The sequence below is a fragment of the Microbacterium phosphatis genome, from assembly GCF_049177115.1.
GTDB lineage: Bacteria > Actinomycetota > Actinomycetes > Actinomycetales > Microbacteriaceae > Microbacterium > Microbacterium phosphatis.
The window spans coordinates 1,139,112-1,152,254 of record NZ_CP185370.1 but is presented as its reverse complement, the minus strand read 5'-3'; the positions used below and the strand labels follow the sequence as shown (position 1 = coordinate 1,152,254).

6 protein-coding genes are annotated in these 13,143 nt (G+C 71.9%); 3 read left to right on the top strand and 3 right to left on the bottom strand.

What is annotated here, in order from left to right; translation table 11 throughout:
• Positions 1-44 precede the first annotated feature (44 nt).
• The gene (locus ACOKGD_RS05405) at positions 45-1,439 is read right to left on the bottom strand and encodes a sugar porter family MFS transporter (RefSeq protein ID WP_421355093.1); all 1,395 of its coding nucleotides are present in this window, start codon (positions 1,437-1,439) and stop codon (positions 45-47) included.
• Positions 1,440-1,512: 73 nt separating this feature from the next.
• Positions 1,513-3,603, bottom strand: a complete 2,091-nt coding sequence (locus ACOKGD_RS05400) for a RecQ family ATP-dependent DNA helicase (protein WP_342335283.1) — start codon at positions 3,601-3,603, stop codon at positions 1,513-1,515.
• A gap of 77 nt (positions 3,604-3,680) precedes the next feature.
• Here ACOKGD_RS05400 and zapE point away from each other — a divergent pair, with 77 nt between their 5' ends.
• The 3 genes from zapE to ACOKGD_RS05385 are packed head-to-tail and all read left to right on the top strand — an operon-like array spanning position 3,681 to position 7,146.
• Positions 3,681-4,718, top strand: coding sequence for a cell division protein ZapE (zapE, locus tag ACOKGD_RS05395; protein ID WP_342335285.1), 1,038 nt, complete (start codon positions 3,681-3,683; stop codon positions 4,716-4,718).
• Between the two features lie 41 nt (positions 4,719-4,759).
• On the top strand, positions 4,760-5,854 hold the full coding sequence (locus ACOKGD_RS05390; protein ID WP_342335287.1) for an LOG family protein: 1,095 nt from the start codon (positions 4,760-4,762) through the stop codon (positions 5,852-5,854).
• Between the two features lie 32 nt (positions 5,855-5,886).
• Positions 5,887-7,146: an MFS transporter gene (locus ACOKGD_RS05385; protein ID WP_342335546.1), complete on the top strand. Its 1,260-nt coding sequence runs from the start codon at positions 5,887-5,889 to the stop codon at positions 7,144-7,146.
• Positions 7,147-7,260: 114 nt separating this feature from the next.
• On the opposite strand, the gene pulA is transcribed toward ACOKGD_RS05385, so the two are convergent.
• A complete protein-coding gene (gene pulA / locus ACOKGD_RS05380; RefSeq protein WP_342335288.1) occupies positions 7,261-12,987 on the bottom strand; it encodes a pullulanase-type alpha-1,6-glucosidase in 5,727 nt (1,908 codons plus the stop codon).
• Positions 12,988-13,143 lie beyond the last annotated feature (156 nt).

Here is a 13,143-nt window from a genome sequence, read left to right as displayed (position 1 = left end):
AAGCGCCGCTCCCCGCCAGACGGGGAGCGACACCCGCCCGCGCGTCAGCGCATGTCCTCGAGCTCCATGCCCTTCGTCTCGCGGACCTTCCACCAGACGAACACCAGCGATCCGGCCGCGCACACGGCGTACAGGCCGTAGGCGAACGACAGCCCGACGCCGCTGAGGACGGGGAACGTCGTCGAGACGATGAAGTTCGCGACCCACTGCGCGGCCGCCGCGACCGCCAGGGCGCTCGCGCGCACGCGGTTCGGGAACATCTCGCCGAGCAGCACCCAGACCACAGGGCCCCAGGTGGCGCCGAAGCCGACGACGAAGAGGTTGGCCGCGAGCAGCGCCACGATCGACCACGGGGCCTCGAGCTGGACGTCGGCGCCCGAGACGGTGGCGAACGAGAAGGCGACGGCCATGGAGGCGAGCGAGACCGTCATGATGACGGATCCGATCAGCAGCAGCGTGCGGCGGCCGACGCGGTCGATCAGGAGGATGGCGACGATCGTCGCGAGGATGTTGATCACCGACGTGATCACCGAGGTCGTCAGCGCACTGGACTCGTCGAAGCCCACCGAGCGCCACAGCGTCGTGGAGTAGTAGAAGATCACGTTGATGCCGACGAACTGCTGGAACACCGACAGCAGGATGCCGACCCAGACGATCGGGCGCAGGCCCAGTGCGCTGCCGCGCAGGTCGCGCAGCGACTCCTTCTCCTCCGACTCGAGCGAATCGCGGATCTGCTGGATCTTGAGGTTCACATCGGTCACGCCGCCGAGGTCGAGCAGCACCTGCGAGGCCTTGTCGACATCGCCGCGCAGCACGAGGTAGCGGGGCGACTCGGGCAGCCGGAAGGCCATCAGGCCGTAGATCAGGGCGGGCACCGCGGCCACGACGAACATCCACCGCCACGCAGGGACGCCGAACCACAGGGCCTCGGCCGCGCCGCCGGAGATGCCGGCCAGGAGGGCATTCGACAGCAGCGCGGCGAAGATGCCGGTCACGATGGCGAGCTGCTGCAGCGAGCCGAGGCGACCGCGGATCGCGGCGGGCGAGACCTCGGCGATGTAGGCGGGCACGATGACGGAGGCCGCACCGACGCCGAGGCCGCCGACGACGCGCCAGATGATCAGGTCGACGACGCCGAACGCGAAACCGGAGGCGATCGAGGACACGAGGAACAGCACGGCGGCGACCACCATGACGGGGATGCGGCCCCACCGGTTCGCGATCGCGCCGGCGAACCAGGCGCCGACCGCGCAGCCGAGCAGGGCGCTCGACACCGTGAAGCCCTCGAGCGCGCCCGAGATCTGGAAGTCGTCGGCGAGGGCGACGACGGCGCCGTTGATGACGGCGGTGTCGAAGCCGAAGAGGAAGCCACCCAGGGCGGCGGCGAGGGCGATCCCCGTGACGCGCGCGTTGATCCGTCGATATCCGGTTTCGGTCATAGATCGACCGTACGTTCCCGGTGACCGGGCCGGCGACATCTTGCGCGAGTGTCCCGTTGTGTGAGAGAAGCGGTCAGCCGCGCAGCGCGAGCACAAACGGCAGCACGCCGGTCGCGCCCGCCCGGCGCAGCTCGCGTGCCGCGAGCGTCAGCGTCCAGCGGCTGTCGGCGAGGTCGTCGACCAGCAGCACGGGCCCCGGCGGCACCGAGAGGGCCGACGCGTCGAACCTGCCGTGCAGGTCGGCGACGCGGAAGGCGCTGTTGCCGCCGGGCCGCCCGGCCGCGGCCGCGGGATCGGCGCCCAGCTCGCCGAGATACGGCAGCCGCCCGATCCGCCCGATGCCCTGGGCGAGCGAGGCCACGAGCTTCGGATGCGATCGCGAGGGGACGGCCACGACTGCGGCGGGGCGCTCGGCCCAGCCCCAGTCGGCGAGCACGCGCACGCAGGCGTCGAGCAGCCGCGGCGGCACCTCCTGATCCGGGGCGCCCGCCGCGAACAGCTCGCGCAGCGCGCCGCCCCATCCGAGATCCGTGAGCCGCGCCAGGGCACGCCCCTCCTCGGCCTGCTCCCCCGGCGGGATGCGGCCGCTCAGCGAGACGCCGAGGGACGACAGACCCGATGGCCACTGCCGACGCGCCTCGATCGGGACGCCCACACGATCGAGGGCGGACGCCGCCTGGGCGGCGGACCCCTGACCGATCTCGGCGGTGAGCCAGGCGCCGGCGCAGTTGTCGCACCGCCCGCACGGCACCGCCGTGTCGTCGTCGAGGCGGCGCTGGAGGAACTCCATCCGGCACTCGGGCGTGGTCTCGTAGGCGAGCATGTCGTCCTGCTCGGCCCGGCGCGCAGCCGCGATCCGGGCGTAGCGCTCGGCGTCGTACGTCCACGGCTCGCCCGTGGCCACCCAGCCGCCCCGCTCGCGCCGGACGGCGCCGTCGACATCGAGCACCTTCAGCAGCAGCTCGAGCGGGGTGCGACGGATGTCGACGACCGCCTCGAGCGCGGGCGTGGACAGCGGCCCCGTCGAGGAGGTGAGGGCCGAGATCACGCGCTCGGCGCGATCCTGGTCGGGCATGGAGGCGGTGGCGAAGTAGTGCCAGATGTCCTTGTCCTCCGGGCCGGGCAGCAGCACGACGTCGGCAGAGTCGGTGGCGCGACCCGCGCGGCCGACCTGCTGGTAGTACGCGACCGGCGACGAGGGAGCGCCGAGGTGCAGCACGAACCCCAGGTCGGGCTTGTCGAAGCCCATGCCGAGGGCGCTGGTGGCCACAAGCGCCTTGACCTCGTTGCGCTTGAGCATCGCCTCGGACTCGGCGCGCTCGTCGGCGTCGCTCTGCCCCGTGTAGGCACGCACCGCATGGCCGTGCTGGCTCAGCAGGCGGGCGGTGTCGTTGGCAGCGGCGACCGTGAGCGTGTAGATGATGCCGGACCCGGGGAGCTCGCCCAGGTGGCTGAGAAGCCACGCCAGGCGCGCGGTCGCATCCGGCAGGCGCAGGACGCTGAGGCGCAGCGAGGCGCGCGCCAGCGGGCCCCGGATCGTGGTGACGTCGCGGGAGCCGAGCTGGTCGACGACGTCGGCGACCACCCGGCTGTTGGCGGTGGCCGTCGTCGCGAGCACGGGCACGGAGGGCGGCATCTGACCGATCAGGTCGCGCAGGCGCCGGTAGTCGGGCCGGAAGTCGTGGCCCCAGTCGCTGATGCAGTGCGCCTCGTCGACGACGAGCATGCCGATGCGGCGGACGAGCGCCGGCAGCTGCTCGTCGCGGAAGGACGGGTTGTTCAGGCGCTCGGGCGATACGAGGAGGACGTCGACCTCGTCGCGGTCGAGGCGGGCCAGCACCTCGGACCACTCGTGCGCGTTCGTGGAGTTGATCGCCACGGCCCGCACCCCGGCGCGCGCGGCGGCCTCGACCTGGTCGCGCATCAGCGCGATGAGCGGCGAGACCAGCACCGTCGGGCCCGCGCCGCGGTCGCGCAGCAGGCGGGTCGCGACGAAGTACACGGCCGACTTGCCCCACCCCGTCCGCTGCACAACGAGCGCGCGCCGCCGCTCGCCGACGAGCGCCTCGATGGCCTCGTACTGCCCCTCGTGGAACACCGCGTCGTCGCGCCCCACCAGTCGGCGAAGAGCGGCGAGGGCGTCGGTCTGCAGCGCGTCGGTCATGCCCCCAGCCTCGCAGGACCGTCGGACATCGGGTGCGCGGCGGCCCCGATGCCCGGGAGGGCGGCAGACTGGGGGCGATGTCCGACACGTCCGCGCCCGTTCGCTCCGTCTTCCCGGGACTCACCGCCGCGTCGTTCGACGCCGCGGCGAGCGCGGCGGGCTTCGCCCTCGACGCGGCGCAGCGCGACGCCGCGCGGCGCCTCGTCCGCCCGCAGCGGCGACACCTGTACGTGCACGGCCCGGCGGGGCGCGGCAAGACGTGGCTGATGGACGTCGCCTTCGCCGCGGCGGCCACCGAGCGCAAGCGCCGCGTGCACTTCCACGACTTCTTCCCCGCGCTGCACGCCGCGATCTTCCGGCACCACCACCGGCTCGACGCCGCCCTCGACGAGCTGCTGCGCGTGCCCGGAGTCGAGGAGCCGCTCGAGCTGCTGTGCTTCGACGAGTTCCACGTGCACGACGTGGCGGACGGCGTCCTGGTGCGCCGTCTGCTGGCGGCGCTCGCCGAGCGCGACGTGGCCACGGTCGTCACCTCGAACTACGCCCCCGAGCGGCTGCTGCCCAATCCGCTCTTCCACGGATCCTTCGTGCCGGCGATCGCCGAGATCCGCGAGCGGTTCGAGGTGGTGCACGTCGACGACGGCACCGACCACCGCGAGCGCGGCATCGCGCGCACGGGCTTCGCGGCGGGCGCGTGGGTCATCGAGGACGCGCCCGCGGCCGGGCACCCGACCCGCGTGATCCGGATGGGCGATCGCGAGATCGAGATCGGCGCCCTCGTCGCGGGTGAACTGCGCGCGACGTTCGATCAGCTGTGCGAGCGGCCGCTCGGCGCCGCGGACTACGCGCGCCTCGCCGACCTCGCGGCGTCATGGCACCTGACGGGCATCCCGCCGCTCGAGGGCCTCACGGCACCGGCGGCCCAGCGCCTCGCCCACCTCGTCGACGTCGCGGCCGACCGCGGCGTCGTCATCCGGTTCGGTGCGGCCGGCCCCTTCGAGGCGCTCGCCGACGCGCCGGTGCCCCCGCTCGACCTGCCCCGCACGCTCAGCCGCCTCCGCTCGCTGCGCGGCACCGGCACCGGCACCGGCACCGGCACCGGCACCGGCACCTGAGCGCGACGGCCCCGCCCCGCACGATCCGGCAGACTTGACGGATGACGCACCGGGCTGGACGGATCATCACGATCGAGTCGATCACGGAGCTGGAGCGAAGGCTGGCGCAGGGCGTGACACGCCTGCGGGGGTGGCGGATCGTCGGGCTCGACCTGCGGGAGCACTCGTCTCAGCTGGAGGCGCTCGACACCTCGCGCACCACCTTCGCGGGCTGCACCTTCGCACCGGGCGACGCCGATCTGCACGCCGCCCGCGGGGCGCTGGTGCTGCCGGACGTCGACGCGTCGCCGATCGATCCGCACCGCGACACGCTGTACACCGCCGACGAGCTGTACGACGAGCCCGACTACCGCCACGCGTTCGACGGCCGCACGTACGCCTGGTCGCAGAAGCCGGACCGCGACGGGATCCTGGCGCGCGCGCTGCACGACGACGGCATCGACCAGGCCCTCACCGACTGGACCTCCACACGCCGCCTCGTGGGGGTGATGGGCGGCCACGCCATGCAGCGCGGCGACGCCGACTTCGCGGGAGCGGCGCACCTCGGACGCCGGCTCGGGGCGACGTTCACCGTGGCCACCGGCGGCGGCCCCGGGGCCATGGAGGCCGCGAACCTCGGCGCCCGCTTCGCGCACGCCGGCGAGGACGCACTCGAGCGCGCGCTGGCCACCCTCGCGGCCGCGCCCTCGTACCACCCGTCCATCGACGCCTGGATCGCGGCGGCGCGATCCGTGCTGGCCGAGCTGGAGCAGGATCCGCCCGTCGACACCCTGGGCGTGCCGACCTGGCACTACGGTCACGAGCCGCCCAACCTGTTCGCGACGGCCATCGCGAAGTACTTCCGCAATGCGCTGCGCGAGGCGATCCTGCTGCAGGTCTGCGGATCCGGCATCGTGTTCCTGCCCGGGGCGGGCGGCACCGTGCAGGAGATCTTCCAGGACGCGTGCGAGAACTACTACGCGACCGAGGACCGGATCGCCCCGATGGTGCTCGTCGACCACGCGCACTGGACCAGGACGCTCCCCGCCTGGCCGCTGCTGCAGGCCCTCGCCCAGGGGCGCCCGATGGAGAAGCACGTCCACCTCGTCGATTCGATCGACGAGGCCGCCGCCCTGATCCTGGAGGGAGCCGCGTGACGGTGCCCTCGCAGGTCACCCCCTCGTGGCGCATGTGGCTGATGTGGGGCATCGGCGTGGCCGGCTACGTGCTCTCGGTGACGAACCGCACATCGCTGTCGGCGGTCGGCATCGACGCGCAGCACCGGTTCGACGCCGATGCCTCGACCCTCGCGATGTTCGCCGTGCTGCAGCTCGCGGTCTACGGCTTTATGCAGCTGCCGGTGGGGGTCTGGCTGGACAGGTGGGGCGCGCGCCCCATCATGACCATCGGCATGGTGCTGCTGGCCGTGGGGCAGATCGTGATGGCGTTCTCTCCCACCGTCGGCGTCGCGATCGCCGCGCGTATGCTGCTGGGCGCAGGCGACGCGGCCATCTTCCCCGGGGTGCTGCGGCTCGCCGCCGTCTGGTTCCCGGCGCAGCGCTCGTCGGTCATGATGCAGCTCACCGGCATCTGCGGCCAGCTCGGCCAGGTCATCGCGCTGGTGCCGCTGCCGCTGCTGCTGCACGCCACGACCTGGGAGATCGCGTACGGCGCGCTGGCGGGCGGGGCGATCCTGTTCGCCGTGCTCATCGCCGCGCTTGTGCGGAACCACCCGCCGCAGATGACCGAGGACGTCTCGGTGAACACCGACACGGGCACGATCACGGTGGTCACGAGCTCCGTCGACACCCGCGTGGGCATCCGCGCGGCCTGGGCCAACCCCGGCACCCGGCTCGCGTTCTGGACGCACTTCACAACGCCGTTCGCGGGCACCGCGTTCCTGATGCTGTGGGGCATCCCGTTCCTCACCGCCGGTGAGGGCTTCTCGACCGGCGAGGCCTCGGCCATCACCTCGGTCTTCGTGGTCGCCGGCATCGTGCTCGGGCCGGCGGTCGGCGCGTTCTCGGCCCGGCACCCGCAGCGACGCTCGCGCTTCCTGGTGCTGCCCGCCGTCTACGCGCAGATCGTCGTGTGGGGTGCCGTGCTGCTGTGGCCCTCCCCCGTTCCCGCATGGCTGTTCGTGCTGCTGATGATCGCCCTCGCCACGGGCGGCCCCGCGTCGATGGTCGCCTTCGACTTCGCGCGCACCTTCAATCCCGCCCATCGACTCAGCACGGCCACCGGCGTCACCAACGTCGGCGGGTTCCTCGCCGGGCTGCTGGCGATCCTGTTCATCGGCATCGCGATGGACATCCAGGGCGCCTCGCGCCCCGACCTCTACACCGACAGCGCGTTCCGCTGGGCCTTCGCGACGCAGGTGCCCCTCTGGATCCTCGGCATCGCGATGATCATCCGCGAGCGCGCGATGATCGCGAAGCGCTCGGGCTGACCCGCGAGGCGGCACGCTCGCGCCGATCCGCACGGGTCGAACCCTGCGGGCCGAACCGTGCGGCGCGGTCGCTCCTCCCCCGCCGCGAGCGAGGGAGGAGCGACCGGGGCCGGATCAGCGCGCCGGCTGCGTGAAGACGGCCACCGTGCGGGCAGGGATCGTGACCGTGCCGGTCGCCGCATCCCACTTCGCGGTCTTCACCACCGGATCCGAGCCCTTCGCCTGGGCGGCGGTGAGCGCGAACCTCCGCCCCTTCAGCCCGTCGATCTTCTGCGTGAGCGGCTCGGGCGACGCGTTGAAGACGACGAGCGCGCCGTCGAGCTTCTTGTCGACGCTGCGGCCCACCGTGTCGTCGATCAGCATCACGAGCGACCCGGGCGCCGACGAGGCGGGGAACGAGACCTTCTGGCGGATCAGGTCGGCCGATCCGAGCGTGAGCAGGCCGACCTCGGAGCGCACACGAAGCAGGTCGAGCGCTGCCGCCTCGGCCGCGGCGATGTCGCCGCGCCCGGGCTTGAGGGCCGGGTTCTCCAGCAGCGGCTTCATGATGTCCCACTTGGCGCCGTTGTCGGCCTGCGGCGGCAGCCCCGATCCGAACGTCGACTCCGTGCCGGTCCAGTCAATGCGGTTGAACCAGTCGCCCGAGTCGTAGCTGTTGCGATCGAGCGACTTCGAGCGCAGCAGCTCGGTGCCGGCGTGCCAGAACGAGACCGACTGCGACAGCGTGACGGTGGCCAGCGAGAGCGTGTTCATGCGGACCCGATCGGCCATCGACGTTCCCACCGGCAGCTTCAGCACCGAGAGGTCGTAGAGCGTCTCGTTGTCGTGCGCGTCGACGTAGTTGACGACCTCGCCGGGCTCCTGCGCGTAGCCCGCCGCGGCCCCGCGGTAGTCGAGCTCGTCGCCGCGATGAACCTGGCCGTCGGAGGCGAGCAGCTCGTAGCTCGCGAGGTTCCCCGCCAGCCCCAGCTTCACCAGATCCGTCTCGTGACCGAGATCGGCGGCCGCCTGCTCGGGCGAGCCGTTGATCGGATCCCCGTTCGGATCCGTCGCGAGGCCGGTGCCGAAACCCTGGCGGAACGTCGAGGACGCATCGACCGGGCTGCCGCCGTGCACGGCGTCGCGCAGGCGGTCGTTGAACGTGCCGATGCCCGTGCCGCCGAGGTGCCCCTGCGTGGCCTGCTCGAACAGGGCGCCGCCGGCGACCTCGCCGAAGTCCCAGCCCTCGCCGTACAGGTACACGCCCTTGCCATCGACGCCGTCCTTCTTCGGCGTGAGGGCGTCGAGCGCCTCACGGATCGCCGCCATGTTCGCGGTCGAGTGATGGCCCATCAGATCGAAGCGGAAGCCGTCGACCTTGTAGTCGCGCGCCCAGGTGACGACCGAGTCGACCATCAGCTTCTGCGCGGCCGCGTGCTCGGTGGCCACGTTCTGGCAGCAGGTCGAGGTCTCCACGGCGCCGGCCGCGTTGAGGCGGTGATAGTAGCCGGGCACCACGCGATCGAGCACGGCGCGCGCCCCCTGGCCCGACTCGGCCGTGTGGTTGAACACCTGGTCGAGCACCACCTCGAGGCCCATGCTGTGCAGCGCCCCGACCATCGAGCGGAACTCGCTCACGCGAGCCCCTCCGTCGGGGTCGGTCGCGTACGAGCCCTCGGGCACGGTGAAGTGGTACGGGTCGTAGCCCCAGTTGAAGCCGTCCTCGGACGCGACCGCCGAGGTGCAGGCCTGCTGCTCGGGGGACGCCGGACCGAACGACGCGAGGTCGCAGCCCGGCACGGCCTGGGCCGAGCGGTCCTCCTGGATCGTGGCGATGTCGAAGGACGGCAGCAGGTGCACCGTGGTGATGCCGGCATCGGCGAGCTGACGGAGCTGCTTCGTGCCGGCGCTGTCGCGCGTGAACGCGAGGTAGGTGCCGCGCTCGTCGGCGGGGACGGTCTCATCCGAGATCGAGAAGTCGCGGATGTGGAGCTCGTAGATCGCGCGATCCACGTCCTGCTTCACCTCGGGGGCCTCGGCCTTCCTCCACTGCTTCGGCTCCCACTCGTTGTCGGAGAGATCCACGGCGACCGAGCGCTCGGAGTTGAGGGTGAGCGCCAGCGAGTAGGGATCGGTGACCAGGTTGGTCTCGATCTTCCCCGTCGACGGAGCGAAGACCCGCACCTCCCAGAGGTACTCGTCGTTCTTCAGGCCCTTGCCGCCCTCGACCTCCCAGACGCCGGTCTCGGCGTCGAACGACGCCTCGTGGCGCTCGGGGTCGACGTCGGCGCCGGCGCCGGCCTCCCAGGTCAGCAGCGTCGCGGCCTGCGCCGTCGGCGCCCACAGGCGGAAGTCGACGTTCTTCTTCTTGCCGAACACAGCGCCGAGGTCGACGTCCTCGAGCGCATCGGCGTAGAGGTCGTCTAGTGCGCCCGGGATCTGGACCCCGGTGAACGCCGTGACCGTGCCGTCCTCGGCGCGCTGCGCGACCGCCAGCTGACCGCGGACGAGAGACGCGGCGTCGCCGCTCTCGACGTGGAGCGCCGTGTAGCCGGCGAGGGCCGGGAAGCGGGCCTTCTGATCGTCGCTGAGCGCGCCGTCGACGGTGAGGGCGATCTCGTCGCCGCCAGTGACCTCGCCGTTCTCGAGAGCCAGCCCGGCATCCTCCGACGCGTACAGCGAGTACGAGGCGCCGTCCGTCCGCCCGAGATCGGCCGGCCACGCGATGGTGCCGGCGTCGATCCAGTGGGCGCGCTCCTCGCCGGTTCCCGCCAGCGGAGGCTCGCCGGCCTCGACCGTCAGCACGTGGGTCGACAGCGTGTAGGTGAACTTCACGAGGGTCCCCTCCGCGACGCTGAACGCGATGTTCGCGCCGCCCGCGGCTCCATCCTGGCCGTAGTTCTCGTCCCAGGTGCGGTTGTGCGCGACCTTCGCCTCGTACGACCCGGCGGGCACGCCCCCGACCGTCAGCTCGTAGACGCCGTCGCGGTCGCCATCCGAGAGCAGCGACCCGAGGCAGTCGGGCGCCCAGTCGCCCGGGCAGCCGATCTCGTCCTGGAAGCTGCCGGGCACCGTCACGACGGGGCCCTCGGCGGTGGACTGCACAACGTTCGAGCGCGGGTCGAACAGGAACGTGATGGGCCCGCCCGCGTGGTGGATGGCGAAGTTCGCGCCGTCCTTCACCCCGCCGACGCCGTAGTTGATCGCCCAGGATCCGTCGATCGCGACCTTGTACTCGTAGTCGCCGGCCGGCAGGTCGAAGGTGCCCTCGTAGACGCCGCCGTCGCGCAGGGTCAGCCGGGCCGCCTCGCAGGCCGGGTCCCAGTCGCCCGCGCAGCCGAGCTCGGAGTTGTGGCTGCCGGGCACGGTGACCATCGAGATCGGGGTCTCGGGCTCCTCGTCCGTGTCGGCGAGCGAGACCGCGTTGCCGACCGAGGCGTAGGTCGACGCCGCCGACCGGTGACCAGCCGCGTCGGTCACGACCGCGCGGTACTCGACGAGCGTGCCCTTCGCGAGATCCGTCACGTCGTGGAAGACCTGCGGCGTGGTGTCCTCGGCGGTGCCGAGGGGCTGCCACTCGGTGTCGCCGGCGACGCGCCAGGCGAAGCTCGTCTCGATCCAGCGGTCTCCGTCGACGTCCGCCGACACCGCGGCCTGTCCGCTCAGCCCGGCCCCGGCGGCCGGCGCCTTCAGCGTCACCGCGGGCGCCTCGGCATCGGCGGTGACGGTCTTGTCGGCCTTGTAGACGACCGCTCCGAGCGCGGGGACCGTGACGGACACGGATCCGGACCCGTCGCTCGCGATCGCCGCCTCCGCCCCGTACACGGGAGCGAACGCCGCGTCGGCGGTGAGCGCCGGCACGGTCACCGTGCGCGCCTCCTCGGCGTTGTTCACGGCGACCAGGTACTCGACCTTCTCGTCGCGGTCGACGCGGGAGAACGCGTAGACGCCCGCCCCGTCCGCGGCGTAGCGCTCGATCTGGGCGCCGGTCGCGAGGGCCGGGTGCGCCTCGCGCAGCGCGGCGAGCTCGGCGATGTGCGCGTACAGCGGCGCGTCGGTGTCGTAGCGGTCGACGGATCCGGCCGTCTCTCCGGTGACGAGCGGCTGATCCGCGTAGGACGCGACCTGCGTCGCGAAGAGCGACTGACGCGCGTCCTTGTCGCCGCCCGTTCCCGCGAAGCCCTGCTCGTCGCCGTAGTAGACCACCGGCTGACCGCGGGTGAGGTACATCAGCTCGTGGGCGAGCTCGTCGCGCTCGAGCGCCTCGCCGGTGTTGAGGAGGAAGCTGCCCACACGCCCCATGTCGTGGTTGCCGAGGAAGGTCGGCAGGGCCGCCGCCGAGGTGTCCGGGGTGGTGTAGCGGTCATCGCCCGCGAACAGCGCCTGCAGGCTCTTCGCCGAGTTGCCGCCCGAGTAGCTCACGGCCGAGGACTGGAAGGTGAAGTCGAGCACCGAGCTGACGTCGGTGTCGCGGACGTACGGCGAGAGCTTCACCGGGTCGGCGTCGTAGACCTCGCCGAACATGAAGAAGTCGTCCTTGCCCTGCTGGTGCGCGTAGTCGATGACGTCTGCGGACCACTGCTCCCAGAACTCGAAGTTCACGTGCTTCATGGTGTCGATGCGGAAGCCGTCGATGCCGAGGTCGATCCAGTCCTCGTAGACGTCGACGAAGCCGTTCACCACTGTGGGGTGCTCGGTCATCAGGTCGTCCAGGCCCGAGAAGTCGCCGTAGGTGACCGATTCGCCCGACCAGGTCGAGTCGCCGCGGTTGTGGTACAGCGTGGGGTCGTTCAGCCAGTCGGGGGTCTTCGCGTCCGCGTCGGTGACGACCGGGGTGTACGGGAACGACGTGGCCGGATCGAGCGCCGGGAAGTCGGAGGTGCCCGCGTAGTCGGCGGGATCGAACGCGACGCCCTGCGCGTCCTTGTACGGCGCGGTGGCCTGGTCGATGTACGCGTACTGCTTCTGCGCGTAGTCGATGACGTCGGCCGTGTGGTTGGTGATGATGTCGAAGTACACCTTGATGCCCCGGGCGTGGGCCTCGTCGATGAGGGCGTCGAGCTCGTCGTTGGTGCCGAGGTGCGGATCGATCCGCGTGAAGTCGGTGACCCAGTAGCCGTGATAGCCGGCGCTGGCGTTCGCGCCCTCGCCCTGCACCGGCTTGTTGGCGAAGCTCGGGGTCAGCCACAGCGCGGTGGTGCCGAGCCCCTCGATGTAGTCGAGGTTCGCACGCAGCCCGGCGATGTCGCCGCCCTGGTAGAAGCCCTTGTCGGCCGGATCGAAGCCGTGTGCGAGGCGGTCGCCCTCGATGCCGCCGGTGTCGTTGCCCTCGTCCCCGTTGGCGAAGCGATCCGTCATCACGAAGTAGAACCGCTCGTCGCCGCCGGCCTGCCGCGCCGGCGCCGCGGCGAGGGCGTCGTCGGCGTCCGTGTAGCCGCCCGGCAGCTCGGTGACCTCGACCCCCACGCGCTTGCGTGTGTCGTCGAACACGAACCGCAGCGTCGCCGGGCCGGCCACGGTCAGGGGGATGTTGTCTCCTCCGCCGTCGAGCCCGTACGCCTCGTCCCACGTGTCGTTCAGCGCCACCTTGTACTCGTAGGCGCCGGCGGGCACCTCGAACTCCGCGGCGTACACCCCGGCCGCGTCGGTGGGAGCCAGCTCGGTCGTCGCGCAGTCGGGTGCCCAGTCGGCGGCGCACCCCAGCTCGGACTGCAGGCTTCCCACGAGCGCGACCGTGCGGTCGGCGGCCACGGCGGGGAGGATCGGCACAACCGCGCCGGACAGGGCCAGCGCGGCCGTCGTCAGCAGGGCGGGCAGCGCGCGGCGCGCGGCGCGGGCGCGCTCGGGAGTCGTCTTCGACACGTCATCTCCGTTGATGATCGGGGGTGGAACGCGGGGGCGTCTGGCCGAACGTAACAAGCGGATCGGGATACTGCAAGCGCTTACAGTTCTTACATTCGAGAATGGAACGGCTTGCAGGATCGGGGCGTGCGCCGGGCCCCCGGGCCACGTGTCACG

Excerpts from the sequence above, each read along its gene's own strand:
- ACOKGD_RS05405 (WP_421355093.1), bottom strand. The coding sequence starts at position 1,439 with ATGACCGAAACCGGATATCGACGGATCAACGCGCGCGTCACGGGGATC.
- ACOKGD_RS05385 (WP_342335546.1), top strand. The coding sequence starts at position 5,887 with ATGTGGCTGATGTGGGGCATCGGCGTGGCCGGCTACGTGCTCTCGGTG.
- ACOKGD_RS05390 (WP_342335287.1), top strand. The coding sequence starts at position 4,760 with ATGACGCACCGGGCTGGACGGATCATCACGATCGAGTCGATCACGGAG.
- zapE (WP_342335285.1), top strand. The coding sequence starts at position 3,681 with ATGTCCGACACGTCCGCGCCCGTTCGCTCCGTCTTCCCGGGACTCACC.
- ACOKGD_RS05400 (WP_342335283.1), bottom strand. The coding sequence starts at position 3,603 with ATGACCGACGCGCTGCAGACCGACGCCCTCGCCGCTCTTCGCCGACTG.